Origin of the sequence: Terrisphaera buseokensis (genome assembly GCF_047521145.2) — a bacterium.
Lineage (GTDB): Bacteria > Verrucomicrobiota > Verrucomicrobiia > Opitutales > Opitutaceae > ER46.
In genome coordinates this window covers 3,139,255-3,164,928 of the sequence record NZ_CM134186.1, presented here as the reverse complement: position 1 = coordinate 3,164,928, position 25,674 = coordinate 3,139,255, and the positions used below count along the sequence as shown (strand labels likewise).

General features: G+C 64.4%; 19 protein-coding genes. 6 read left to right on the top strand and 13 right to left on the bottom strand.

The features are described 5' to 3' along the window. The first annotated feature begins 112 nt into the window (after positions 1-112). Positions 113-1,099: a hypothetical protein gene (locus ACLJEU_RS11850; RefSeq protein WP_414662948.1), complete on the top strand. Its 987-nt coding sequence runs from the start codon at positions 113-115 to the stop codon at positions 1,097-1,099. Between the two features lie 2 nt (positions 1,100-1,101). Here ACLJEU_RS11850 and ACLJEU_RS11845 read toward each other — a convergent pair whose 3' ends face one another. From ACLJEU_RS11845 to ACLJEU_RS11830, 4 genes are read right to left on the bottom strand one after another with little or no spacing between them, the layout of a single operon-like run. Further along, a complete protein-coding gene (locus tag ACLJEU_RS11845) occupies positions 1,102-1,515 on the bottom strand; it encodes an RrF2 family transcriptional regulator (protein ID WP_414662947.1) in 414 nt (137 codons plus the stop codon). A gap of 7 nt (positions 1,516-1,522) precedes the next feature. After that, a complete protein-coding gene (locus ACLJEU_RS11840; RefSeq protein WP_414662946.1) occupies positions 1,523-2,848 on the bottom strand; it encodes a sulfate adenylyltransferase subunit 1 in 1,326 nt (441 codons plus the stop codon). 17 nt (positions 2,849-2,865) lie between these two features. Continuing rightward, positions 2,866-3,768: a sulfate adenylyltransferase subunit CysD gene (gene cysD, locus ACLJEU_RS11835; RefSeq protein WP_414662945.1), complete on the bottom strand. Its 903-nt coding sequence runs from the start codon at positions 3,766-3,768 to the stop codon at positions 2,866-2,868. Between the two features lie 27 nt (positions 3,769-3,795). Further along, positions 3,796-4,452, bottom strand: a complete 657-nt coding sequence (locus ACLJEU_RS11830; protein ID WP_414662944.1) for a phosphoadenosine phosphosulfate reductase domain-containing protein — start codon at positions 4,450-4,452, stop codon at positions 3,796-3,798. Between the two features lie 292 nt (positions 4,453-4,744). Here ACLJEU_RS11830 and cysC point away from each other — a divergent pair, with 292 nt between their 5' ends. From cysC to ACLJEU_RS11810, 4 genes are all read left to right on the top strand, one after another. After that, the gene (gene cysC, locus ACLJEU_RS11825; protein WP_414662943.1) at positions 4,745-5,392 is read left to right on the top strand and encodes an adenylyl-sulfate kinase; all 648 of its coding nucleotides are present in this window, start codon (positions 4,745-4,747) and stop codon (positions 5,390-5,392) included. A 145-nt stretch (positions 5,393-5,537) separates the two neighbouring features. Beyond that, positions 5,538-6,311 carry a uroporphyrinogen-III C-methyltransferase gene (cobA, locus tag ACLJEU_RS11820; RefSeq protein ID WP_414662942.1) on the top strand — a complete coding sequence of 258 codons (774 nt, stop codon included), beginning with the start codon at positions 5,538-5,540 and terminating at the stop codon, positions 6,309-6,311. Further along, positions 6,308-7,138, top strand: coding sequence for a sirohydrochlorin chelatase (locus tag ACLJEU_RS11815; RefSeq protein ID WP_414662941.1), 831 nt, complete (start codon positions 6,308-6,310; stop codon positions 7,136-7,138). The genes cobA and ACLJEU_RS11815 overlap by 4 nt, the downstream gene beginning before the upstream one ends. After that, the gene (locus ACLJEU_RS11810; RefSeq protein ID WP_414662940.1) at positions 7,135-8,892 is read left to right on the top strand and encodes an NADPH-dependent assimilatory sulfite reductase hemoprotein subunit; all 1,758 of its coding nucleotides are present in this window, start codon (positions 7,135-7,137) and stop codon (positions 8,890-8,892) included. The genes ACLJEU_RS11815 and ACLJEU_RS11810 overlap by 4 nt, the downstream gene beginning before the upstream one ends. A gap of 231 nt (positions 8,893-9,123) precedes the next feature. Here ACLJEU_RS11810 and ACLJEU_RS11805 read toward each other — a convergent pair whose 3' ends face one another. Further along, entirely contained in the window at positions 9,124-9,492 is a 369-nt protein-coding gene (locus ACLJEU_RS11805) for a hypothetical protein (protein WP_414662939.1), read from the bottom strand. Between the two features lie 62 nt (positions 9,493-9,554). On the opposite strand from ACLJEU_RS11805, the gene ACLJEU_RS11800 reads away from it, so the two are divergent. Then, positions 9,555-10,433 (top strand): hypothetical protein, encoded by an 879-nt coding sequence (locus ACLJEU_RS11800; RefSeq protein ID WP_414662938.1) that lies wholly within the window; start codon positions 9,555-9,557, stop codon positions 10,431-10,433. Between the two features lie 235 nt (positions 10,434-10,668). Here the strand turns inward: ACLJEU_RS11800 and ACLJEU_RS11795 are convergent, their stop codons facing one another. The 8 genes from ACLJEU_RS11795 to ACLJEU_RS11760 all read right to left on the bottom strand — a co-directional run bounded on the left by ACLJEU_RS11795 (position 10,669) and on the right by ACLJEU_RS11760 (position 25,590). Further along, a complete protein-coding gene (locus ACLJEU_RS11795; RefSeq protein WP_414662937.1) occupies positions 10,669-11,316 on the bottom strand; it encodes an HAD family acid phosphatase in 648 nt (215 codons plus the stop codon). A gap of 53 nt (positions 11,317-11,369) precedes the next feature. Continuing rightward, the gene (locus ACLJEU_RS11790; RefSeq protein WP_414662936.1) at positions 11,370-12,251 is read right to left on the bottom strand and encodes a c-type cytochrome domain-containing protein; all 882 of its coding nucleotides are present in this window, start codon (positions 12,249-12,251) and stop codon (positions 11,370-11,372) included. Between the two features lie 4 nt (positions 12,252-12,255). After that, on the bottom strand, positions 12,256-13,809 hold the full coding sequence (locus ACLJEU_RS11785; RefSeq protein ID WP_414662935.1) for a DUF1501 domain-containing protein: 1,554 nt from the start codon (positions 13,807-13,809) through the stop codon (positions 12,256-12,258). A gap of 26 nt (positions 13,810-13,835) precedes the next feature. Next, positions 13,836-17,297 (bottom strand): DUF1553 domain-containing protein, encoded by a 3,462-nt coding sequence (locus ACLJEU_RS11780; protein ID WP_414662934.1) that lies wholly within the window; start codon positions 17,295-17,297, stop codon positions 13,836-13,838. Positions 17,298-17,482: 185 nt separating this feature from the next. After that, a complete protein-coding gene (locus ACLJEU_RS11775) occupies positions 17,483-19,348 on the bottom strand; it encodes a c-type cytochrome domain-containing protein (protein WP_414662933.1) in 1,866 nt (621 codons plus the stop codon). Positions 19,349-19,355: 7 nt separating this feature from the next. Then, positions 19,356-21,794, bottom strand: coding sequence for a DUF1549 and DUF1553 domain-containing protein (locus tag ACLJEU_RS11770; protein WP_414662932.1), 2,439 nt, complete (start codon positions 21,792-21,794; stop codon positions 19,356-19,358). Between the two features lie 86 nt (positions 21,795-21,880). Next, on the bottom strand, positions 21,881-24,259 hold the full coding sequence (locus ACLJEU_RS11765; RefSeq protein ID WP_457795385.1) for a PPC domain-containing protein: 2,379 nt from the start codon (positions 24,257-24,259) through the stop codon (positions 21,881-21,883). Positions 24,260-24,261: 2 nt separating this feature from the next. After that, positions 24,262-25,590, bottom strand: coding sequence for a DUF1501 domain-containing protein (locus ACLJEU_RS11760; RefSeq protein ID WP_414662930.1), 1,329 nt, complete (start codon positions 25,588-25,590; stop codon positions 24,262-24,264). Positions 25,591-25,674: the final 84 nt, after the last annotated feature.

Sequence of the window (25,674 nt, the reverse complement as noted above, 5' to 3'; positions counted from 1 at the left end):
CCGGGATCAGGAGACAGCAATCGAAGGTCAGACAGGTGGACCTTTGCCCCTTCGTAGTACCACCCAATCACCCGGGATTGCCTAGGTACATAACCCTAGCTTCAATTCAGCCATGGAACTGAAGCAAAGCACCCAATCGCTCTTGTGCGATGAAGCTTACGCGTTCCTTTGCCGGAGCGCCTTGCAGGAGGAACTCTCGAAGCGAGAGCAGGAATCCGCCGCGTTGGCGTTGAAGCGGCCACCTTTCGGACTCCTTGCCTCGCGAAAAGCCCGCGAATCGTTCGAGCAAGCGTGCGAAACATCCGCCGCGGCCGAACTCGCACTGCGCGAACGCATCGAACACTTGGTTCGCATCGAAAACTGGGTGCGTCGGTCCCTGCATCGGGAACTCTCGATCTACCTCGAGGCCGCCAGCCCGGACTATCAATTGCTGGCGCAGCTGCAGGCTTTGCACGACGGTTGGGAAAAGGGTCTGGTTGAACTACCGGAGTTGCTCACCCGCTTCGCCCGTGACCTGCGCGGGGTTCGCTCGGCGGCGACGCCTCCGGCCAACGATGCCGCCGAACTGGGCCGGCAGTACGGGCTGTTGCGCGAGATCGCCGTTCGCATTGAGGACAAGCAACTGGGCATCGATCGGATCGCCAATGAGGTGGCTACCTACGCGCTGAAGCTCGCAGCGAAGGAGGTGCGCATGCCGGCGCTGCCATCGTTTCGCCGGACCGTCTGGGTCGACTGGCTCTGTGCGATTCCCGTCGAGCAGGCACTGAGCGAAATCACGCGGGTCGAGTTCGAAGCGCGGACCTTTCTCAACGGCGGGCTCCAGGCGGCACGCGCGCGGCTGCAGGCGGCGCGCGCGTGGTGCATGCTGACCAAGGAGAACCTGCTCAACCAGTACTGGGAGCAACTCCGCGCCCACGCCCAGGCCCACTACGTGGTTGAATGCGACGTGGAGGACGTGCTCGCGCGACTCGGCGAACGCTACGACTCCGCCATTGAAGCGAACAACCGCTGCGGAGAGGTGAAGCCCGGTCCGCGCTCAACCCATTCCACCGCGTTGATGGTTCCGTCCGATCCGCCGAGCGTCGGCTCGCCGGCGTAGGGCTAGATATAATACATCTCCGCGGTCTTTTTCGTCACCAGCTGATTCAAGGTGATGGCGCTGGTTTTCTCCACCAGCAGGCGGTTGATGTCGTCCCACACCTGCTTGAGCCGGTGCCCGCTGCGGCCGTCGAAATTTCCGCTCAGCTGCAGGCACTGGCCCTCGACCGCCACCATGATGTCGTGCAGCGAAATCTCCTCCGGCGCGCGGGCCAGCGTGTAGCCGCCATGATTGCCGCGCCGGCTGGTGATCAGACCGTAGTCGCGCAGCTTGATCAGAATTTGCGCGAGGAAACTGGCGGGCACCGCCTCCGTTCGCGCCAGATGATCGATCTGCGCCAGATCGCCCGAGCCGTAGAGGCGCGCCAGCTCGACCATCACGCGGCAGGCATAGTCGACTTTGACGGAGATGCGCACGGGGCGATCAGATCACATAGTCGCCGCTTTCCGATTTTACGGTTTCACGGGGCGGGAGCAGCATGCCGGCAGCCACCGTCGCATTCGTGCCCTGCTCAATCAGGATGAATGAACCGGTCAGTCGATTGGTGGCATAGCCGTCGAACACCAGCGGCTTGGCCGTGCGCAGGCGGATCTCACCAATGTCATTCATGACGAGCTCCTCGGGGCCGGGCACCGTGGCCAGCTCGGACACATTCAGCTTGTTGACGAGGTCGGTCACGACCGCCTGCACCGTCTGCGTGGTGTGCTTCAGGTAATACTTCTTGCCGGCCCGCAGGGCGCGCGGATGCATCCAGCAGATCTCCGCCTGGAGGTCGCAACCCGCGCCGGGCAGATGCTCGGCCCCGAGCAGCATGCTGCCGCGGCTGATATCGATGTCGTGCTCCAGCACGAGCGTCACGGATTGCGGGCAGAAGGCCTCGGCGACCGGTCCGTCGTAGGTCCAGATTTCCTTCACGGTCGTGACCATGCCGGCCGGCAGTGCGAGCACCTTCTGGCCGGTCCGCACGATCCCGCCCGCGATCTGGCCGCTGAAGCCGCGGAAATCGTGCAGTTTCGGATCCGTCGGATTGTTCGGCCGGTTCACCCACTGAACGGGCAGACGAAAGCCATTGAGATTCCAGTCGCTCGCGATGTGCACCGTCTCGAGGTGGCCAAGCAAGGTCGGACCCGAATACCATGGAGTGTGGACCGACGGATCGACGACGTTGTCACCGTTCAGCGCACTGAGCGGAATGAATTTCACGTCCTTGATGTCGAGGCGCGGCAGGAACTCCTCGAACTGCGCGCGGATCTCCAGGAAGCGCTGCTCGCTCCAGCCGACGAGGTCCATCTTGTTGACCGCCACAACAAGGTGCGGAATGCGCAGCAACGCGGCGATGGCGGTGTGGCGGCGGCTCTGCTCGATCACTCCGGTGCGGGCGTCCACGAGGACGATGGACAGGTTGGCGTTCGAAGCGCCGGTGACCATGTTGCGCGTGTATTGCACGTGGCCCGGCGTATCCGCGATGATGAACTTCCGGCGCGGCGTCGCGAAATACCGGTAGGCCACGTCGATCGTGATGCCTTGCTCGCGCTCGGCGCGCAGGCCGTCGGTGAGATTGGCGAGGTTGATCTGACCGCCGCCCGTGATGTCGGCGGAGCGCTCGAGCGCCTCGATTTGATCCTCCATCAGCGACTTCGAGTCGTAGAGCAGGCGGCCGATGAGCGTGGATTTTCCGTCATCGACGCTGCCGCACGTATTGAAACGAAGGATATCGACCGGGAGATTCGCGGAATTGGGCGGAGACATGAGTTCTTCGGTAAACATTAGAAATATCCTGCTTTCTTACGGTCCTCCATGGCGGCCTCGGACGACTTGTCGTCGGCACGGGAGCCACGCTCGGTGACGCGGGCGGCGGCAATTTCCGCGATGATGTCCGTGACGTTGGCCGCGGGCGATTCGACGCAGCCGGTGCTGATGATGTCACCGATCGTGCGCACGCGCACCACGAGTTCGCGCACCTCTTCGCCGGGCTTCGGCGGCACCAGATGATTCACGGGCAGCCACTGGCCGCCGCGGCGGACGCATTTGCGCGTATGGCTGAAATAGATACTCGGCACCTCCAGCTTTTCGCGCTGGATGTACTCCCAGACGTCCATCTCGGTCCAGTTGCTCAGCGGGAACACCCGCATGTTTTCACCGGGATTGAGCCGGCCGTTGTAGAGATTCCAGATCTCGGGCCGCTGATTCTTCGGATCCCACTGGCCGAACGCGTCGCGGAAACTGAAGAAGCGCTCCTTGGCGCGGGCCTTTTCTTCATCGCGCCGGGCACCGCCGATGCAGCAGTCGAAACGGAACTCCTCGATCGCCGCGAGCAGCGTCGGAATCTGGAGTCGGTTGCGGCTGATCTCGCCCGGGGCCGGCACGGCGATGCCCTTGGCGATCGCGTCCTCGACCGTGCGCACAATGAGTTTGGCGCCAAGCTGGCGGGCGCGACGATCGCGAAACTCGTTCAATTCCGGGAAGTGATGGCCGGTGTCGACGTTCAGCAGCGGCGTCGGCAGTTCGGACGGGCGAAACGCCTTTTCCGCGAGGCGGAGCAGGCAGATCGAATCCTTGCCGCCGGAAAACAAGAGCGCGGGACGTTCGAACTCCCCCGCCACTTCCCGCATGATGTGAATCGCCTCGGTTTCGAGATGCTGCAGGTGATCGAGATGGTAGCTGGTCATGGAAAGGCCGGTTGGCGGGATCGAAGCTCAGGAGTTGACGGCCTTTTTGCCCCACGCGGCGTGCAGACCGCACTCGCGTTTTTCGTCCGCCTTGGCCGGATCGAAGTAATCCCACTCGTTGGGCAGTTGGTGGCGCTCGAGATAGGCGTCCATCTCCGCGTCGCTGAAATAGAAGAACGGACTCACCTTGAGCGCGCCGAAATTTTCGTCACTCGACACGATGTCGAGTCCCGCTCGATTCGGATTCTGCACCTTGCGCAGCGCGGTGATCCAAACCGTGGGCGCGAGTTCTTTCATCCCGCGCTGGAACGGTTCGAGTTTCATCTGCGCACTGAAAGTCTTGAGGCCGGCCTCGTCTTCCAGCGTGGGCAGGGGACCGTGAATGGCGTCGCGATGCGCAGCCGTGAGGCGAGGCAGGTAGGGTTTCAGATTGAGGCCGAGGCGCGAACGCAACGCTTCCGCGTGCTTGTAGGTCGCAGTGCGGTTGTATCCGTGATCGACCCACAGGATCGGAATGTCCGGCTGCGCCTGAACCGCGACATGGAGAATGGCCGCTTCGTACGGCCGAAAGTTAGTCGACACCAACGCCCGGCCCTTCGCTTGGGCAATCGCCCAGCGCACGATATCGAGCGGCGACTGCTGGCGAAGTTCTGCGTTCCAACGAGCGAGTTCAGACGAGTTCATGGCAATGAATTTGATGTGGCGGAACTGCCGGCAGGCACCCTCAATCGCAGGATCGCGGCCAGCCACAGGGGCTGTTCGTCCTGAACGATTTGGAGGAATTTTCCGGCATGACAGCGAGAATGCTTGCACTTGTAGGCCAATAGGTAAAGTTTAAAAATCGTCATATCGACTAAAGAAGTCATGATTAACTTAAAGCAGTTCACAACCAATCCGTTTACGGCAATTCTTCCGTTCGGGATCAGGTCACATCGAGCCGGCTAATCGCAAAGTCGCTAACCCAAGATCGGAACGATTGAAACCGGAAGACACTCGCGCTTCGCCACTGAACTCGCTCGCGGGCACCGCCGCGCGAAGGATTGATCTGCTTGGACACCGGGGAGCGATCGTGTGGCTCACCGGGCTGTCGGGCTCGGGCAAATCTACTCTGGCGAACGCACTCGAAGTCTTCCTGCTGCAGCAGCGAATCGTGCCGATCGTATTTGACGGCGACGCGCTGCGCACCGGTCTGAGTCAGGGCCTGGGTTTCTCTGCAACCGACCGCGAAGAAAACGTCCGGCGCGCCACGGAAGTCGCGCTGCTCTCCGCTGCGGCGGGCTTGGTCGCGGTCGTGGCGCTCATCTCGCCGTTTCGCGCCGGTCGCAAAGCCGCAGCCGAAGCAGCCCGCAGCCGAGGAATCCCATTTGCCGAAATCTTTGTAAATGCGCCGCTGGCCACCTGCGAGCGACGCGACCCCAAGGGACTCTACCAAAAGGCGCGCCGTGGCCAGCTCACGGGCTGGACCGGAGTGGATTCGCCATACGAGCCGCCCGCCGCGCCGGATCTGGAGCTTCACACGGACAGTGAAACCGTGGCGGACTCGCTCGCGAAACTCGGGCGGCTGACACTCGCGTTGGCGCAGCCCGCGGGATCGTTTTCTGGCGCACGCGCTGCTGCGACATGACCGCAATCACACCGACGGCATCCATGAAAAACCAATTTCAAACACCCCCCGCAGTCGGGCACGCGATGGAGAGCCGCGCGGAATCGATGGTCGCGAGATGTGCCGACTCGTCTCTGCCGGCAGTGAGCATCTATACCTTTCGCGCATGAGTGCCTTGGGAACAGTTTATCTGGTCGGGGCCGGTCCGGGCGACCCGGACCTCCTCACGTTGAAGGCCAGCCGTCTACTGCAACAGGCCGACGCCATCGTGTACGATCATCTCGTCGCGCCCGGTATTCTGGCCAGCGCTCGTCCCGACGCCGAACTCGTCTTCGTTGGCAAGAAAGGCGGCGGCTTCTGCTGTCCGCAGCGCGACATCGAGGGAATTCTCCTGCGCCTCGCGCAAGCGGGAAAGATGGTCGTTCGCCTGAAGGGCGGCGATCCGTTCGTGTTCGGTCGTGGCGGCGAAGAAGCCGAGGCACTCGTCGCCGCGGGCATTCGCTTTGAGATCGTGCCGGGTGTCACCTCGGCTCTCGGTGCCGCCGCCTACGCGGGCATTCCCCTCACCCACCGCTCGCATTCGTCGGCAGTGGTGTTTCTCACCGGCCACGAGGATCCGAACAAACCGGATGCCGCGATTCACTGGGAAGATTACGGCCGCCTCGGCGCGACGCTGTGCGTCTACATGGGGATGAAGAATCTCGAGACGATCACCCGACGGCTGCAGGCCGGCGGCATGCCAGGTGGTACACCGGCAGCAGTCATTCAGTCCGCCACCACGGCAGGACATCGCCAGCTGATTTCCACGGTGGAAAAGATCGCGCTGGAGTCCGAGCACGCCGGCTTTGGCGCGCCATCCATCGTGGTGATCGGCGAAGTCGCCGCCCTCGCCGGTCAGCTGTCGTGGTTCGCCGCGAGCGCGGAAAGTGTGATGACATGATCGTCGCGTTAATCGACAACGGTTCCCTTGAGCCGGCAGCGCATCGCAACTTGCGCGCCGTTGCCACTGCCTTGTCGCGGGCAACGGGCGTGACGGTCCACGCGGTGTCGTGGAAACACAGTGATCGCATCCCGGACGCGCAATTGGACGACACACCTGCCTGGACCCTGGCACCTTTTGTCCGGTCGCTGCTGGCGCTCGGTCAGCGCGAATTCGTCTTCGTACCATTTTTCATCAGCGCGCAAGGCGCAATCGGATCCTCGCTCCGGCGCGAACTCGAGTCATTGCAACGAGAGGCCGGCGCGTTCGAGTTCTCGTTTACCGACGGCATTGCGGCCCGGGGAGTGATCGCCGACATCGTGGCCGAACGCATCCGCGCGATTATCGCTTCCAAGACCCTGCCGTCGAATCCACCCGTGATCGTTGTCGATCACGGCGGCCCGTCGCCCGCTTCGGCCACGCTGCGCAATCAACTCGCCGCGCAGATCCGCGAACGCCTCGGTTTCGCTCCCGCCCTCGTGATGGCCGCTTCGATGGAAGGCGACGACCACGCGCACAACCGGCCGTTGCTCGCCGAAGTACTGGCGTCGCCGGGCTTCGACCGCGGCCCCGTGGTCATCGCGCCCCTCTTTCTTTCACCGGGCCGCCATGCAGGTCCCGATGGCGACCTCGCGCAGATTGCGCGCGCTGCGGAATCGAGGATTCCTTCCCACGCTTTACGCTGTCACTTCACCGAGTTGGTGGGCACACACCCGCTCTCGGTCTTGACGCTCGCCGACGCCCTGCGCACCACCCTTTCGTCCCTTCACGCACCCATTCTCCCATGAGTTCAACGCCCGAAAACGTCACCACCGCCCCGGAAAAGCCGCTGCACAAAAACGAGCAGCTCAAGTCCGAGAGCAATTTTCTCCGCGGCCACATCCTGCGCGATCTTGCAGATCAATCGACGGGCGGCATCACCGAGGAAAGCAGCCAGCTCACCAAATTCCACGGCGTCTACGCCCAGGATGATCGCGATCTGCGCAATCAGCGTCGTCGGGAAAACAAGGAGAAGGCGTTCAGCTTCATGGCGCGCGTGCGCGTGCCCGGCGGCGTCTGCACCCCCGGTCAGTGGCTGGCCCTCGACTCCATCGCCGATCAGCAGGCGAACGGCACGCTCAAGCTCACCACCCGCCAGGCGTTCCAGTTTCACGGCATCCTCAAGGGCGATCTCTGGCGCGCGATCAATCGCGTGAACCTTTCGCTGCTCGACACGCTCGCCGCCTGCGGTGACGTGAACCGCAACGTGATGTGCAACCCGAATCCCGAGCAGTCCGCGCTGCACACGGAGGTTTACCAGGTGACGCGCGCCATCAGCGCGCACCTCTCACCGCGTACGCGCGCGTATCACGAACTCTGGGTCGGCGACGAACTGGTCGGCGGCGGTGAACCCGAGGAGGTTGAACCGATTTACGGCAAGTCGTACCTGCCGCGAAAATTCAAAATCGTCATCGCCGTGCCGCCGAGCAACGACGTCGACATCTACGGAAATGATCTCGGCTTCATCGCCATCACCGACGCCTCGGGCAAACTCGCGGGTTTCAACGTCACCGTCGGCGGCGGCCTCGGCATGTCGCACAACCAGATTGAAACGTATCCGCGGATCGCGGACGTCATGGGCTTCTGCACCGTCAAGCAGGCCGTCGAGGTCGCGGAAAAAGTGCTCACCGTCCAGCGCGACTACGGCGACCGCACGGACCGCAAGCACGCGCGCTTGAAGTACACGATTGAGGATCGCGGCCTCCCGTGGTTCCGCGACGCCGTGGAACAGCGGCTGGGCTACCGGCTCGGCGCACCGCGCGCCTTCACGTTCACTCACACCGGCGATCGCTACGGCTGGGTGGACAGTCACGACGGCCGCTCGCACTTCACCCTGTTCATCCAGAGCGGACGCGTGAAGGACACGCCGGAGTACAAGCTCAAGACGGCGCTGCGTGAGATCGCCCTCGCGCACAAGGGCGACTTCCGCCTCACGGCCAATCAGAATCTGATTATTGCAAATGTGGAGGCCAGCGAACGCCCCGTCATCGAGGCGCTGCTGCGCAAGCATTCCCTCGCCTCGGCCAATGACGCCTCGGGACTCAAGTTGAACGCCATGTCATGCGTCGCGTTGCCAACCTGCGGACTCGCGCTCGCCGAAAGCGAGCGCTACCTGCCGGAACTCGTCGAACTGCTCGAGGCCGAGTTCGAAGCGGCCGGTCTCCGTCACGACGAAGTCACCCTGCGTATCACCGGCTGTCCCAATGGGTGCGGCCGTCCTTACCTCGCGGAAATCGGCTTCGTCGGAAAATCGCCCGGCAAATATGCGGTCTACCTGGGCGCGGCGTTCAACGGTTCCCGTCTGAATATTCTCTACAAGCCATCCGTGACCACCGCGGAGATTGTCCCGCTGCTCAGCCCGATCATCAAGCGCTACGCCACCGAGCGCACGGCGGGCGAACGCTTCGGCGATTTTGTGATCCGCGCGGGCTACGTCACGCCTACCTACACGCCGCAGGATTTCCATGAGCAGGCCAAGGTCGCGAGGCCGGCTGGCGCCTGAGGCCGTTTCAGGACAAAAAAAGAGGGCGGGCCGCCTACCCCTAAGCGACCCGCCCATTGCTTTCTTACTTACCCCAATTCTCAACCGCTAAGCGGCTGAGAAATTCAAAATCAGTACTCGGTACGAAACTCACTTTCCGTCAGAGTTCCAATCGTCGCGGCACTATTTTGGCCGAAATCCAACCGCGTTCCTCCCGGCGCCGAAACGTGCGCGGAGGGAGCCGAACGCGATTTATTCTACGACCGGTTTCTGCTTCGGTCGCGGTTCAATCCAAAGTCGCAAAAGGAGCTCGGCGAGACTCTTCATGCTGGTCCGACGCAGCCCTTCATGGTGCGCGGCTTCCTTGAAGATCGGCACCACCGCGCTGCGCTCCTGATAGTAGCGCCACAGCTCCGGTTCAAGTCGTTCAACTGCAATTTGTTCATTGGCAGCCTCTTTCGCGGCACGTTGAAACTTTCCCAGCCAGAAGTGTCTCTCGTCTGGATGCCTCTGCAAATAATCAAAGATTCTCTGCTCGCACCGGTTCAGGCTCATTTTGCCACCGTGCCTGCGGACTTTGGAAAAACAACTGCAAAACCCGCACTTGCGGAAGGGCGGCATTTCACCGGTCTTTGTAACTAGCGTTCACCCGTAACACACACCAACCCGACCCTCCTCCCCTCATGTGGCAAAAATTCAAAGAGCAAATTCCTGCGGTGTTGCTCACCGCACTCTTGGTCATAGCCGGCGCATTCTGGCTCAACCAAAAGACGGTTTCGGAAATGGCAGCCAAGCAGCAGGTCGAAATCGCCCCGCTCCGTGACGCCAACGACGCCCTGAAGGCGGCCTCCGAGGAAAACCGCAAACAGATCGAGTCGACGAACAAGCTGTTGCGTGACGCGATCTCGAAGCGTGAAGCGGACATGTTCCGCAGCGATGAGGAAGTGCAGAAGCTGAATGGCGAACGCCTCGACGCCCTCGCGGCGGCCATCGCCAAGAAGGTTCAGCCCTACAATCCGCTGCCGAAGTCCGCCGAAGAGGCCGAACGGATGCAGAGCGAGCAGGTCGACAAGGTCTCCGGCAAGATGGCCGAGCGCATCCAGCCGATTCTCGCTGAAATGTCCAAGGACCAGAACCTCACTCGTGATTCGATTGCGCAATACAGTCAGCGGATTTCCGACCAGGTCGGTAATGTCCTGACCGCCGAGCTCGCGAAGAATCAGCAGCTGAACAACAATCTGCAGCAGACGCAGGCCGCCGCCCAGGACGCACTCAAGCTCTCACACGAAATCACGGCGCTCTACCTGAGCTCCTTCAAGGACCAGGGCCTGATTACCCGCCTCCTGACGCTGCCCGCCAATGTCGTCCGCGACGCCGCCAGTCTCAGCATCGTGAACAGCAGCGACCGCAAGAAGGTCGAGGAACAGCTCGTCACGAAGATGGGCGAGATCGAGAAGCGCCTCAACGAACTGCAAACTCAGGCTCCGGCCACGCCGGTCGCCGCGACGGTGACCCAGTCCTCCCCGACGCGTCCGAAGCTTCCCGAGCGCACGCAGAAGTAAGTCAGACGTCTCTCTCCCCACTCATCCAGCCACCCGAGCCCCGCTCGGGTGGCTTTTTTGCGGCCGGAATCTGCGACCGGTTGCGTACTGTGCCTGCGGAATCATACCAATCGCTCTTTGCCTTTGGACTTTAGCCGTGGCTACGAGCGATCCAGAAGTCCAAAAGCAAGGAGCGATTGGTATCAGAACACTAGGCAACCGCGTTGCGGTCCGGCCCCCGATGAAAGAACGTCGTTCAGTCGATGAGATAAAACGCGTTCGGCAGCTTGAAGACGCGTTCGGCGAAACCGCCGGAGAGGTCGCTGGCTTGGTCTCCGATGTTGGCGATGATCACCCGGCCTTGGTCGCTGAGCTTCTTTCGCTCCGCGGTCTTGTACTCCGCCGCGGTGCCCGCGCGACCCTCGGGCTTGCAGATGAGGAGGGAATAGTCACCGCACTCGATCGCCCGCAGGTTACGATCGGTTGCCGCGCGTGAGGTCTCGGGCCGACCCGTGAGGAAGATCACGTCAACGCCGCGGGCGCGCGCGGTCCGATACACTTCGCGCACCGACTCAATCGCCGGCGCCCTCGCCTCCGCGAGCCACTTGTCCCATTCCTTCGGCTCGTAGCCAAAATCGCGCGCGCTGATCTGCGGCCAGTTGTAGAGCAGCGTCTCATCGAGATCGAAGACGATCGCGAGCCGCGTCCCGCCGCGACTCGCCCGCTCCTCCACCCACACTCGGGCCCGCGTCGCCACGACGTCGATATCCCGCCGGTATCGGCCGTCCTCGACGTAGGCCCGGACCTCCCGCTTCAGCTCGGTGAGATTACGCGGCTCCGACGTCGACGTCGCGCAGCCGGCCACCAGCAACCCCAGCGTGAGCGCCAGCAGGTGAAAAAACACCCGCGGCGCGAACGCTCCCCGACCGGAACACCCGGATCCTAGCGATGTACCGCTCACTTGGACACCTCGTTTCTCACCAGCTCGGTGTCCGCGCTCTTCGTACCGAACAGCCAGGCGCGCCTGAGCGCAGGCAGGGATTTCAACGCCGACACGCCCGCGTCGTCGATCGCCGTATCGGTGAGATTAATACCCTCGAGGCGTTGCAGCGGCGCGAGCGCGGCCAAGCCCGCCGACGTGACCCCGGTGCACGTCAGATCGAGGCGACGAAGATTCTCCCACGTGGCGAGCGTTTTCAGCCCCATGTCCGTGACCTTGGTTCGCGCCAGTTCCGCCTCGACAATAAATGCTGAAACGGGGGCAAGGCGCGCCAGGGCCGCATCGTCGCAGCGACTCGGGGCGCTCGCCGTCCGCAGGACCAGGCCGTCCGTCGCGACGAGGGAACGCGGCACCAGCCGCACGCCGGTGGCCTTCTCCAGCGCCGCAATCTCGCCCGCCCGCGGCCGCCAATCGGCCGTCAACGCCACGACCGGCACCGCGGCGGCCTTGGGCACGGGCGCGGTGGGAAAATCCGCCAGTGACTTGGTGGACGAGGCTCCGCTGGCAATCCACAGCTCGAGAATCTTGATCTCGTCCGCCGACAACTCGGGCTTGCCGTCGCTCGGCATCGCCTCCTCGTCTGTCCTGGGCAGGGTGATACGGCGGTACAATTCACTCCCTTTCACGTCGCCCGCCCTGACGACCACGCCGGACTCGGCGCCGCGCAACGTGTGCTCGAAAGTGTCGAGCCGCAGCCGGGCCTTCTGCTTTTCGGCGCCATGGCAGACGACGCAGTGACGCTCCAGAATCGGCGCCACGCGTGCCGTGTAGAACGTGGGTTCGGCCCGCGCCGCACCGGCCGCAGCCATGACACCGACGACGAGGGCAAGACGACGCATGGGCTTAGGCGAGGATGGCATCGATGATTCTGGATGGCAGCACACCGGTCAGCCGCTGATCGAGGCCCTGGTGCTTGAAGGTAAGCTTGGTGTGGTCGATCCCGAAGAGATGAAGAATGGTCGCGTGGAGATCGCGAATGTGCACCGGGTCCTTCGCGATGTTGTACGAGAAATCATCCGTCTCGCCAAACGACACCCCGGGCTTCACGCCGCCACCGGCCATCCACATGCTGAAGCAGCGCGGATGATGATCGCGGCCGTAGTTGTCCGGACGCAGCACGCCTTGCGAATAAACCGTCCGCCCGAACTCGCCGCCCCAGATCACAACGGTGTCGTCGAGCAGCCCGCGACGTTTCAAGTCCGTCACCAGCGCGTACGTGGGCCGGTCCGATTCCTCGGCCATCGCGCGGATGTTGTTCGGCAGATTGCTGTGCTGATCCCAGCTGCGCAGGAAGATTTGCGTGAGCCGCACGCCCCGCTCCGCCAGTCGTCGCGCCATCAGGCAATTGTAGGCGAACGTACCGGGCTCGCGCGCCTTCGGTCCGTACAGGTCCCAGGTCGACGCGGGCTCGTCGGAAAAGTCCGCCAGCTCCGGCACCGAGGTCTGCATCCGGAAGGCCATTTCGTACTGCGAGATTCGCGCATTGATCTCGGGATCGCCCACGCGCTCGAAGAGCTGGCGGTTCAGATCGTTCACGCCGTCGATCATGGCGCGCCGCACGCCGCCGTCGATGCCCTTGGGATTGTTGATGTAGAGCACGGGATCGCTGCCCGCCCGCAAGGCGACCGCAGCATGCTCCGGGGAAAGGAAGCCGGATGACCACAGCCGGTTGGACAACGCCTGCACGTTCGTGCGAATCGGCATCTTCGACGTCATGACGACAAACGTTGGCAGCTCGTCATTGGCCGCGCCCAGGCCATACGACAGCCACGCCCCGATCGATGGCCGCCCCGGGAACATGTTTCCCGTCGTGAGCTGCAGGATCGCGGGCTCGTGATTGATGGCCTCGGTGTAGAGCGATTTGATCACGCAGAGATCGTCCGCGACTTTTCCGGTGTGGGGGAAAAGCTCCGACACCCAGTGCCCCGCTTTGCCCTGCTGAGCAAACTTATACACGCTGGGCGCGATCGGGAAGCGCGCCTGGCTCGCCGTCATGCCGGTGAGCACCTGGCCGCCGCGCACCGACTCGGGCAGATCCTTGTCGAACAGGTTCGCGAGTCCCGGCTTGTAGTCCCACGTCTCGAACTGTGACGGCGACCCCGCCATGAAAAGGTAGATGGCGCGTTTCGCCTTCGGGGCAAAATGCGGGCCCACCGACGGACCAAAACCCGCTGCCGGCGACAACGCGCCGCTCGCCAGCAGCTCCGGCGCGGTGCGACCGAGCAGCATCGCGAGGCCAGCCGCACCCAGCGCCTTGACGCCCCGCCCGAGAAAGTGCCGGCGAGTTTCCAGCTCGAGCCACTCGCGCTTCAGCCCCACGGGCACATGCGGCAAATTCCACACGGTGGGATGTTCGCCGCCGTGGTCGGAGCACAGGGAGGGATCAGAGGGAGACATTGAGGAGGAGTGCATGACGCCGGAGATTATTTGGTGAGGAACTCGTCCAGATTCAGAAACTGACTCGCGACCACCGTCCACGCGGCCAACTCGGCCGGCGGCAGCGATTCGTCACTCTTGGATTCACCCACGGCGAGCAACGCCTTCACTTCCTGAGGCTCCTGACCGAAGCGCGTCTGGAATTTTCCATGGCTCTCGGAGAGCACGCGCGCTTCCCGCGCGGCAAGCGGACGGCCCAGCGTGACGTTCGCCATGAAATCGATCCGGGCTAACGGCGTGGCACCGGCCTTCATCGCGCGTTCTGCCAGCTTGCGCGCCGACTCGACCCATTGGGGATCGTTCATGGTGATGAACGCCTGCAGCGGCGTATTGGTGCGCGCGCGGCGGGTGCAGACCATTTCTCGCGAAGTCGCGTCAAAGGTCTCCATCGTCGCCGGCGGCGAGGCGCGCTTCCAAAAGGTGTACAGACTTCTCCGATACAAACCCTCGCCCTTGTCCGCCACGTAGGTTCGCGTGTTGGACTCCGGCATGGCCACTTCCTCCCAGATTCCCGCCGGTTGGTAGGGTTTCACCGATGGCCCGCCCAGTTTTTCCACCAGCAGCCCTGAAACCGCGAGCGCGCTGTCACGCAGCATCTCGCCATCCATCCGGAACCGCGGGCCGCGCGAGAGAAACTTGTTCACCGGATCGCGCGCGAGTCGCTCGGGCGTCGCCGCGGCATCCTGGCGATAACTCGCCGAGGTCACGAGCATGCGGTAGAATTTCTTCACGTCCCACCCGCTCTCGCGGAACTCCACGGCCAGCCAGTCGAGCAACTCAGGATGAGAGGGACGGTCACCCATGATCCCGAAATCGCCCGCGCTCTCGACCAGCCCGCGGCCGAACACTTCCTGCCACATGCGATTCACCGTGACGCGCGCCATGAGCGGCTGCTCCGGTGCCACCAGCCACTCGGCGAGGCCGCGGCGATTGCGCGGCGCCCCCGCGGGCAGGCCGGGCAGAAAATGTGGCACCGTCGGCTCCACCCGCTCGACGCGCGCGTAGTAGTCGCCGCGCTTCAGCACGTCGGCGTAGGCCGGGGTGGGTTTCTCGAGGGCGATCAAGGTCGCCGCGCCGTCTTTCGTCAGCGCTTCAAACGCGACATCGTGCGCCGCCACCGCCGCGCTGAGCGCCATCGTCTCCGGGTCCTTTTCCCCGAGGAAAAAACGATCAGCGACCACGAACTTCTCATCGGTGGTCCAGTCAGCCGCAGCCGGCCTGCGCGCCACAATCTCCGCGGCCAGATCCTCGAACGGCAGGCGCGCCACCTCGTCCGTCGTCAGCATGCGGCGGTAAAAACGCACGTCCTGGAAACGGGTCTCGCGCATCGGCAAATAGTCGTCGCGCCGGCCCAGATGCATCGCCGCGTCGGTTCGAATCGAATCCTTCGCGGTCAGCGTATCGAGCTTTGTTTCGGTTTCAACGCTGCGGCCGTTGACATAAATCTTCACGCCCGACGCCTTGCGCGATCCGTCGTAGGTGACGAACACATGCATCCATTCGTCACGCACGATCGGCCCCAGCTTGGTCGCGACTTGCAGGCCGCGCTTCACCGGTGCCGCTGGTGTGGCGCGCGGACTCGATGCAGTCGACGCCACGGCCGCTTTCTTCGCGCCCTTTTTCGTCGCGGGTGCGGGCGAGGCCTGCGCGGCCGCCGCCGGTGGCTTGGCAGCATCCGTGGTATCCGAAAGGTCGATATCGGGAGCGAGGTTGACGAAGATCTGCAGGCCCTCTTGGTAAATGTCCCACCCCGCCCCGCCCTTGCGCTTCTCGTCACCCATCCGGCCGAGAAGCGTTCCGCTGCCGGTGCCGGTGCGCACCCCGCCGCCTGGCTTGGCGCGCAGCATGAGCCAGCCGCCGGCGGAAAATTTGTCGTCGGCGTCGACGTTCCCCACGTCGCCCAGCGCAATCCGGGTCAGGATATCCATCCGCATGGAGGGCCAGAGCCAGGAGTTCTCGCCCCAGATCAGCGGATTCGTGTCGGCCTTGAATTCCTTCACCTTCGCGCCGGGAGCGGAATTGCGCAGGACGTCGCCCTTGCCCTCATCGAGCCGGAGCCGTAATTCGAGTCCGTCGGTCGCCACCGGCGTGGGCCGGTTGCCCGCCGCGATCCACGCTCCGGCCAGTTCCCGCGCCCGCGCGCGTCGCGCCTCCAGCTTCGCCTGCAACTCCGCGCGGCCCTTGAGCACGAGCTCCGCGGTGGCTTGGTTCTCGGGCTTGGGCAGCCGCAGCACCGGGCCGGGATCCGCGATGTTCAAATCCCACGGCTTCTCGAGCGTGTTGTTGAGAAACGCCGCCAAGCTGTAGTGATCGCGCTGCGTGATCGGATCGAACTTGTGATCGTGACACGCTGCGCAGCCCGTGGTGAGGCCGAGAAACGTCGCGCCAAACGCCTCGACGCGGTCGCGGGTCTGGTTGACGAACACCTCTTCGGTGATCGTGCCGCCCTCGTTGGTCGTGAGATTGCAGCGCATGAACCCGGTCGCCGCGAGTTCGTCGATCGATTTCGCGGGGAGCAGATCGCCCGCCAGTTGCTCACGGACGAAGGTGTCGAACGGCTTGTTCGCGTTGAACGCCCGGATCACGTAATCGCGATACGGCCAGATCGCGCGGTAGTTATCGAAATGGATCCCGTGCGTATCCGCGTACCGCGCGTAATCGAGCCAGTACCGCGCCCGCTGCTCGCCGTAACGCGGGCTCGCCAGCAACCGTTCCACCACCCGCTCGTACGCGCCGGGTGCCTGGTCCGCCACGAACGCCGCCACTTCCGCGGGCGTCGGCACAATACCGGTGAGGTCGAGCGTCACGCGCCGAATCAGCGTCCGCCGATCGGCCTCGGGCGAGGGCGAAAGATTTTCCCGGGCTAGGCGCGCCCGGATGAACGCATCGACGGGCGTCTTGACCCCGTTCGTCAGCGCGGCGTCCACCACCGGCACCGCCGGACGGCGCGGCGTGATGAAGGCCCAGTGCTCCTCATAGATTCCGCCGCTCGCAATCCAGTCCCGCAGGAGCGCGACCTGTTCCGGCTTGAGCGTCTTGTGCGCCTCGGGCGGCGGCATGATTTTCTTTTCGTCCTTCGACTCGATCCGCTGCACGAGCGGACTCTCGTCCGGCTTCCCCGGGACAATCGCCGGCCCACCGTCCTTGCGCTTGGCGTAGGCGTGCTCCGCGCGATCCAAACGCAGCTCGGCCTTGCGGGAACCAGGATCAGCGCCGTGGCAGGCGTAACAGTTCTCCGCGAGAATGGGCTGGATGTCCTCGTTGAACGACAGTTTGCGGGACATCGCAGGCGATGCCGGCCGGGCCGTGCGCGCGACCGACTCACCGGTCGCGGGAGCCGGGCTCCGCGTGGCCGCAGACGGCGCCGGCGTCTGGCTGTTGCAGCCGGGGAGAACGAGCGTCGCGGTCACGGCCGCCGCGAAACCGGAGAAGACAAGACGTCGGATCATGGGGACAAAGGGGACCGAAAAACAACACCGTGCCCTGCAGAACACAACCCGTGTTTTCGGTCGTGCACCGCGGGCCTGTGCTTTGCACCGCGCACGCGAATCGTCCGGCGAAAAGCGGGACCGTCGACGCCACCGTCAGCTCGGACCGAAGGCCGGCGGAATTCAGGCGCTCGGAGGGAAGAGGCCTACCGCAGCGACACTTTGCCCCGTTCCGCGGACTTCGCCGTCTGTAACGCGGACTGCCACTTGCTCAGCGATGCCTTCGCCGCTTCGAGCTTGGCCGTCGCCGTGCCGACCGCCGCCTGGGCTTCGCCGGCCTGCTTGCGGGCTGCGGCCAGCGCCTTGCCCGCCGCCGCCGCTTCCTGTTCCAACGCCACTGACCGCGCCTTCAGCGCCACCGACTCCGCACGCGCGGCCTTCAGATCGCTTTGGGCCGCGGCGTCGTCCGCCATGACAGCCAGCTGGGCCGCATGCCGGCGAATCTCGTCGTTCTTCTGCGCGATCGTGCGATTCACTTCCGTAATGGATTTCCGGATGCGCTCGGCTGCAACTTGAGCCGCCACGACCTCCGCGTCCGCCCGACTGCGGGCCACGCCGGCGGCAACGATTTCCTGCTTAAGGGTGGAAAGTTGATCCGACCAGTGCTGAACGCGCTCCGCCAGCGTTGGCGGATTGGCCGCGAGTTCACCGAGCACTTTGCCGGTCTTCACCTCCCACACGTACACCGCGCCCTTCCAGTCGCTCCCGATTACGCGGGTGCCGTCGTCGGCGAACGTCACGCGGTTGGGCAGCTCGCCATTGAACGCCATCGTGCGCACCACCTTGCCGGCGGCGTCCCAGATTTGAACCTTGTTATCCCGGCCGGACGAGACGATCCGACCATCGGGTCCGAACCGCGCCGACAACACCCCGCCGGCGTGCGCCGTGATGCTGCGCAGCGGGCTGCCGTCCGAGGCCTTCCACCATTTCACGGTGCCATCCTCGCTCGCCGAAAGGAACAGCGCTGAATCGCTCCGCCACGAAATCGCGGTGATGCCGCCCTTGTGACCCGGCAGAGTGAACATCTCCTGCCCGCTCTCCGCCTCCCACAACACGAGCCCGCCGTTGCGGTCACCGCTGGCGAGGTATTTGCCATCGGGCGAAAACTCCACCGCGGTCACCCACTCGGTGTGTTTCTTCTTCTTGTGCTCGAGGGTGCCGTCCTTGGTCGCATAGATCTTGAGCAACCGATCCGGCCCGCCGAGGGCGATCCACTGCTGATCGGGACTGATGTCCGCGGCGAGCACCGAGTCGAACTGATCGCCGACGGTGATGACGCGTTCACCGCGTGCGATGTCCCAGACGGCGACGAGGCCGGACTGGCCGCCGCGGCCGCCGCTCGCGAGCAGGAGTTTCCCGTTGCGGCTGAATTTCACGTCGCACGCCACGCCCTCGGCAAACGGCAGCACGCCGATGAAATCGAGATCCGAGGTGTGATAGAACACGATCTGCTTCGCCCCGGCCAGCGCCACCACCGGCGCCCACGGACTGCTCGCGATCGCGGTCAGCGCCGACGTCCGCGGTGCCCGCACGAGTGGCTCGAGCGGCAACGCGCCGGGCATCGGCGGCGGGCCGTCGGGCCGGCCGACCGAACCGGCCTTCAGCGACAGATCGACCGCCGGGCGATTCGCCGCGATGGCCTTGCTCCCGGCTCCCTGCAGCAAGCCGCCTTCGATCCAGCGCCGAATGGTGTCGATGTCGCGATCCGGCAGCTTCGCGTTCGGCGGCATCGTCGGCTCGTCGGCGTGCGTGATGCTCTTGAACAACGCGCTGCCGTCGGGATCGCCGGCGTTGATGGTCGTCCCGCTGCCGCCGCCCTTAATGGCGGCGCTGAACGAGGTGAGGTCGAGATCGCCCTTCTGCTTGTCGGGGTTGTGACACTTCAGGCAGTTGTTCCGGAAGATCGGCAGCACGTCATCCTCGTACGTCACCTTCTTCGGCTCGCTGGCGCACGCGACGCCCAGGAGCAACACACTCGACACTCCGGCAAACATCATGCGGGCGGCGGTCATGATCAGCTCAGTGGTTGAACACAAATTCCTTCGCATTCAGCAGCGACCAGAAGAGGTCGTTCAGCACGACGTCCTGGCTTTTGCCCTCGATGAAAAACTCCGCCAGCTTGCCCGTCTCCACCGCCGTCGGCAACCGCCCGAGCGTGCGCAGGTACAGTTCGCCGATGATGGCGTCGCGCTGCCAGCCTTCCTTCAGCAGCTTTTTCACCAGGCCGCCGTTTGCGATCTTCGCGTTGACGGTGTCGCCATTGAGCAGGTGCAGCGCCTGCGAGAGATTCGGCTCCATCTTCACCTCGCACGAACACGGTGTTTCGCGCGTCGCTCGGCCGAAGGTCGTGAGAAAATATGTGCTCGTGCGTCCGTCCGCGATCTCCACCGCGCGCGAACCCGCCGGCAAACCGACGATCTTCTCGGTGCTGCCGGTCACGCTGCCGATCACGTCCAGCAGCACCTCGGCACGAATTCGGCGCACGCTCGCGCGGGAGAAGTTGCGCTGGTCATGGACGTTCGTGTCGTTCGGCGCCGCGGCCAGCTGGTAAGTTCGCGAACGGCAGATGTCGCGGACGAGCTGCTTGAAATCGTAACCGTAGCGGACGGTGCGGGCCGCGAGCTCGTCGAGCAGTTCGGGATTCGAGGGCGGATTGCTGACGCGCGCGTCGTCCACGGGATCGATGATCCCGACGCCAAAGAAATGGGCCCACACGAGGTTCGCGAGATTGCGGGCGAAATACGGATTCTCCTCCGACGCCATCCACTCGGCCAGCAACTGGCGTCGGTCCGCCCCCTTGGCCGCGACTGGCTGTTTGCCGCCGAGAAACTTCGGCGCGACGTCCTTGCCGCCGACGGGATGCTTCACGCCGCCGCTGCCGTTGTTGAACACGATCGTCTCGCGCGGATCCTCGCCCGCCTTGCGCCCGATCTGCGCGAAGAACGCCGCGAAGCCGTAGTAATCGTTCATCGTCCAGCGATCGAACGGATGGTTGTGGCACTGGGCGCACTGCAGGCGCACGCCCATGAAGGCCTGCGCGACGTTCTCGGAGAGCTTCAGCGTGTCGCGCTCGACCTTGTAGAAATTCGCCGCCGGCGCCTCGAAACTCGGTCCGGTGGCGGTGAGCAGCGTGCGCGCCATCGCGTCGACCGGGACGTTCCGCGCAATCTGATCCTCGAGCCAGTCGAAGTATTGTCGCGCGGACTTCGTGCTCATCTGCAGCTGCTGGTCGGCGCTGCGAATCTGCAGCAACTCCGCCCACTTCATCACCCAGAGATCGACGAACTCCTTCCGCGTCATCAACGCATCGATCACCGCGTCGCGTTTGCCCGCCGCAGAATCGGCGAGGAACGCCCGCACCTCGGCCGGCGTCGGCAGCGTCCCCGTGAGATCGAGGTAAACGCGGCGCAGGAACGTCGCGTCGTCGCTCACCTCCGACGGCGCGATCCGCAGCTTGCGCAGCTTCGCGTTCACCAGACCGTCGATATAATTGTTTTCCGCGACGGCCGGCCACGTGAACTTGAGATCCTTCGGGATCGAGAGGACCTGCACGCCGGTCGCATGGCCTTCGTAACGCGCGGTGATGAAGGCCTCGCCGCGCACGCCGGCCAGGGCCTTGCCGGTCTCGGACACTTTCACGGCCACGTCGTTGTTGCTCATGAACGCCGTGAGCGCCGTGACGTCCCGATCCGTTCCATCGGAATAAAAAGCGCGAACATTCAATTGCTGCGACTCGCCCGCACCTTCGAGGACCGACTGCCGGGGATGGATTTCAAGACGCTCCACGCGCGCCACCTCGCCGCTATCCTTGGGCGCGCCGGCCTTGAGCCACGTCAGCAGCGTGCGATAGAGGTCGCTGTCCGGCTTGAACCGTTCGCCGCCCGTGTGCGGCACCTGGTTGGTCGACTTCTCCAACAGCAAACTCTCCTCCGGCAGCGCGAGATTGATGCGCCGACCGATCATCTGCCGGGTCAGACGGAAATAATCACCGTCCGGATCGTAGCCGAAGAGCGAGAGATGAAAGCCGTCCTTGCCGCGCGACGAACCGTGGCAGCCGCCGGTGTTGCAACCGGCCTTGGTGAACACCGGCATCACATCCTTCGTGAAACTGATCGGCTCCTCCGCGTTCGCCTGCTCCACCTTGACGGGCACGGCGAGCGTGCGGCCCTGGAACTTCACGCGCACCTCGGTCGTGCCGTCGGCCACGGGCGTGAGCACGGCGCGATCAAGTTTGACCAGTGCTTTGTTGGCGATGGTGATTCCCGCCTGGGCCGTGACGTCCTTCGTGACGCCGTCGGCGTAGGTCGCCTGCACGACCAGCAGCTGCCGGTCCTGCCGCGTCTTCAGATTCACGTCGGCGGGATACACCTTCACGTCGGTGAGCGCCGGGGCCTTGGCGTGAAGCCCGACCGTCAGCAGCGCCGCCACCAGCCACGCCCCGAGGAGGCGAAACGTCACACGAGCAAGTGCGGAGCCAGTGCGGCGCGCGGTCGTCAGAGCGATATCGGTCGGTAATGACTTCACGGCTGCAAGCATGGCGGGATTCACGGCTTCACTCCTTCGGCCACTGCGACCGGTTTGCCCCGCGGCGGATCGATGCGGAGCACGCTGCCGGTTGCGATGACGTGCGTGATCGGTTCTTCGTTCTTTTTCACGACCACGCTGCAGAAGACGCTCTTGTGGTTGCCAAGCGGGCTTTTCTCCGTCGTGACGACATCGAACACCGCCTCCGCGGAGTCCTTGGTGATTTCCACCGGTTCGGCGGTCGTGCCGTTCGGCAAACCAACGAGCCGTGCAACCGCGGGACCTTCAAACGCCACCTTCTGCTCGAGCGCGCACACGAGTTTCACGCGTTGTCCACGCTCGACCTTGGTCAGCGCAATCTTCCCGAAGAGAAACGCCGGCGCGACCTCGAGCGCCGCGAGCTGCGTCGACACGTGCGCGAGGCCGCCCTTCACGGTGGCGCTCGCAATCAGCGCGATTTTCGAAGTCCGCGCCTCGGCCTTCGCGTTGGCGTTGAGCTTGTACTCGACCGTGGTCTCGTTCTTCGGAATCACGAGATCGGGCGGCGAGGTCACGCCCGGCGGATTCCACAGCATCTTCACGGTGATCGGGTCGGTGAACCCTTCCGCGCGTTCCGCGACGAGGCGCAGGCTCATCTCGCCACCCTGCACGAGCGGAACCCGGGGTTCCACGACGCGAACCTTGAAGGGCAACTCCTCGACCACGGCCGCAGCAATCCGATTGACCTCGGAACGCGTGTACACGGTGTCGTTCTGGATGCGCACCCATTCGACGGTGTGGCGAAAACGACTGGTGAGATGCGGCGCCGTGGCGGGATCCACAGCCGTGGCCACCGGCGTGAGCAGGCGCCCCGCGATCGGGGCATCGGCCGCCGCCTCGAAAACCACCGGCACCGCCGAGAGACTGCCGGGCACGCGATCCGAAACCGCGGACACGCCCTCGGGCAGGCCGTCGAACGCGAGCTGCAGCTCACTGTTGCTGGCATCACGGTTGAGATTCATCAGCACGGCAAAACGGTTCCCGCGCGGGACCACGATCGATTTGCGCGTCTCGTTGTCGTAGCGCGCGGTGTCGGGAATCGAGAGCGTGATCGCCGGACTCACCTCGGTGATTTCGACGCGGTACACGTACAGCGGGCTGCCGCGGCCCAGTTGATCCGCGATCTTCACCGCGTGCACCCCGGTCTCCGCGATCTTCACCCGCAGCGAACTGTCGGGATTGCCCGAGGCATCGTCGTTGTTGCCGAGCGTGGCACCCTTCGGACTCAGCACCGTGAGGACCGAGTCGAGCGGCGAACCGAGGCGGCGGGCGAACACCTGGACCTCGAGGTTCTGGCCCTGCTTCGCGTTGAAGCGAAAAAACGCCGGCTCGCCCTTCTGCGCCAGCACGCCGTTGAACGCAAACGGCACCGCGGTCCCGACCACCGGCGCGGTCGCGGCGGTCGGGCTGGTCGTCGCGACGTCCGCATTCGGAAACGCCGACGCGCGGAACCAGTTGGGCGAGGTCGTCGCGCCGGCGCCCTCCGGCGTGTAACCGAACTTCGGATGCGGTGCGGCGGGCAGTCGCACCGCCTGCACCACGTCGCCCGCCGGATCGCCGATGAAGCGAGCCTCGAGTTTCGTTCCCGCCTGACCTCCGGGAGGCAACGCGATCGCCGGCCGGGAGAAATCCCCGACATGCAACCGGTAGACATGACCGTTGCCCGCGTAGGCCATGTCATGCACCTGTACAAAATAGCGCCCCGCCGCGGGCACAACGACGCTCACGAACCCGTCGTGACCGAGCAGCGGCGTGTCATCGGAGGCCGCGACCACGCGACCGGTTTCATCCTGAATCGCGAGATGCGGATCGAACATCGTGCGGCCGAGCCGCGCGCCCTCGATCTCAAGCGAGAGGCGCTGGCCCGCCTTGGCCTCGACGACAAACGTGTCGACGTCCTCGCCGGCCATCGCGCCCTGCACCGTGGTGTTGAGCGATACCGGCTGCGCCTTGTCGCGCGTGTTGTTCGGCTCCTTCTCGTCAACGGCGGCAAACGGCCCGACGAAGAACAGCCGCAGCGGCGAAATGCCGCCGGCGGTGCGCACGCGCAGCAGGTGTTCGCCGAGCGGGCAGTCCGGCGCGATCGCGAACACCGCCTTCACCTGCTTGTCGGTCGCCTCGACGACGCGCTGCAGCGTGATGCCCTCCTGATAAAAAAACATGTCCTGCATGTCGGCGAGGCGATCGCCGCGCAACGTGACTTCCACGCTCGTGCCGCGTTGCCCGCCGGTCGGCGTCACCGTCGTCAGCGCGGGCGTGACCGCGAACGCCGCCGTGGCCAGCGACAGCCCTGCGATCAGGCCGCCCCGGCACCCGTTACGGAAACACATCCCTATTCCCGCCCCGCGCATGGCTGCCATGGTCAGGCGAGTAATTCCTTCACGACCTTGCCGTCCTTCACAATCAGCTGGGGCCGGCCGCCCGGCGTGATCAACGGCTTCTCGGGATCGATGCCGATCTGGTGGAAGACGGTGGCCGCGTAGTCCTCGACACTCAACGGATCGGAATCCGGTTCGCCGCCGGTCGCATCGGACGAACCGTGGACGTACCCGCGCTTCACGCCGCCACCGGCCAGCGCGATGCTGAACACCTTGGGCCAGTGATCGCGGCCCGCCGTGCCGTTGATCTTGGGCGTGCGACCGAATTCGGTGTTCACGATCACGAGCGTCGACTCGAGCAGTCCGCGCTCGTCGAGATCGCGGATCAACGCGGCGTACGCGCGATCGAAATTGGGCATCTGCGTGCCGTTCGCGCGCTTGATGTTGTCGTGGTGATCCCAGCTGCCGTAGGTGAGCGAGACGAACCGCACGCCGGCCTCGACGAGACGACGGGCGAGCAACATGCGTTGGCCGGCCTGATTGCGGCCGTAGTCGTCGCGGATCTTTTTCGGCTCGGCCTTGATGTCGAAGGCCGCGCGCGCCTTTTCCGAACTGATCATCGCGTAAGCGCGCTGGTAGAAGGAATCCATGCCGTCGAGTGCGTCCGATTTCTCGAGCGCGCTGAAGTGGGCGTCGACCACGGAACGCATTTCGCGCCGCTCGCCGAACCGCTGGGCGTCAATGCCGCCCGGCAGCGTCAGGTCGCGCACGGAAAAATTGTCGTTCGCCGGATCGCTGCCGAGGGCAAAGGCACCGTAGGCGGATCCGAGATAACCGGTGCCGGCATACGGCGTGGTCTGGGTCGGAATCAGGACGTACGGCGGGAGATCGCTGCGCGGTCCGAGCTCGTGCGACACCACGCTGCCGAAACTCGGATACTGGATCGCCGGACTTGGCCGGTAACCCGTGAACATCGCATGCGTGCCGCGTTCGTGCGCCGCCTCGCCATGCGTCATCGAGCGGATGACGGTGATCTTGTCCGCGACCTTCGCCGTTTCCTTCAGGTTCTCCGAAAAATACACGCCATCGACGTTCGTCTTGATCGCCTCGAGCGGGCCCCGGTACTCGACGGGCGCCGTCAGCTTGGGATCAAACGACTCCTGGTGCGACATGCCGCCCGGCAGATAAATATTAATGACCGACTTCGCCTTGCCGGCTCCGAGCCCGAGCTGCCCCTTGCCCGCCGCGGCCGCCGCCCGGCATTCCTGGCGGAACAACTCGCTCATGGTCAGGCCGACCGTTCCCACCAGGCCGACGTAGAGAAATTCACGGCGCGACGGACGCCACAGGTGCGGAGTGGAAGGGAAAGACATGGACGAAGTGGCGGGCCTGGAGAGGGTGAAGCGCGGGGTGGAGGCACCGGCGGACGGCACGTGCTCCGATGACGGTCGTAAGAC

Coding starts and splice junctions, on each gene's coding strand:
- ACLJEU_RS11790 (WP_414662936.1), bottom strand. CDS start 12,251: ATGCGTCGTCTTGCCCTCGTCGTCGGTGTCATGGCTGCGGCCGGTGCG.
- ACLJEU_RS11780 (WP_414662934.1), bottom strand. CDS start 17,297: ATGATCCGACGTCTTGTCTTCTCCGGTTTCGCGGCGGCCGTGACCGCG.
- ACLJEU_RS11830 (WP_414662944.1), bottom strand. CDS start 4,452: ATGAACTCGTCTGAACTCGCTCGTTGGAACGCAGAACTTCGCCAGCAG.
- ACLJEU_RS11760 (WP_414662930.1), bottom strand. CDS start 25,590: ATGTCTTTCCCTTCCACTCCGCACCTGTGGCGTCCGTCGCGCCGTGAA.
- ACLJEU_RS11850 (WP_414662948.1), top strand. CDS start 113: ATGGAACTGAAGCAAAGCACCCAATCGCTCTTGTGCGATGAAGCTTAC.
- ACLJEU_RS11775 (WP_414662933.1), bottom strand. CDS start 19,348: ATGACCGCCGCCCGCATGATGTTTGCCGGAGTGTCGAGTGTGTTGCTC.
- cobA (WP_414662942.1), top strand. CDS start 5,538: ATGAGTGCCTTGGGAACAGTTTATCTGGTCGGGGCCGGTCCGGGCGAC.
- ACLJEU_RS11785 (WP_414662935.1), bottom strand. CDS start 13,809: ATGTCTCCCTCTGATCCCTCCCTGTGCTCCGACCACGGCGGCGAACAT.
- ACLJEU_RS11840 (WP_414662946.1), bottom strand. CDS start 2,848: ATGTCTCCGCCCAATTCCGCGAATCTCCCGGTCGATATCCTTCGTTTC.
- ACLJEU_RS11805 (WP_414662939.1), bottom strand. CDS start 9,492: ATGCCGCCCTTCCGCAAGTGCGGGTTTTGCAGTTGTTTTTCCAAAGTC.
- ACLJEU_RS11765 (WP_457795385.1), bottom strand. CDS start 24,259: ATGGCAGCCATGCGCGGGGCGGGAATAGGGATGTGTTTCCGTAACGGG.
- ACLJEU_RS11800 (WP_414662938.1), top strand. CDS start 9,555: ATGTGGCAAAAATTCAAAGAGCAAATTCCTGCGGTGTTGCTCACCGCA.
- cysD (WP_414662945.1), bottom strand. CDS start 3,768: ATGACCAGCTACCATCTCGATCACCTGCAGCATCTCGAAACCGAGGCG.
- ACLJEU_RS11815 (WP_414662941.1), top strand. CDS start 6,308: ATGATCGTCGCGTTAATCGACAACGGTTCCCTTGAGCCGGCAGCGCAT.
- ACLJEU_RS11810 (WP_414662940.1), top strand. CDS start 7,135: ATGAGTTCAACGCCCGAAAACGTCACCACCGCCCCGGAAAAGCCGCTG.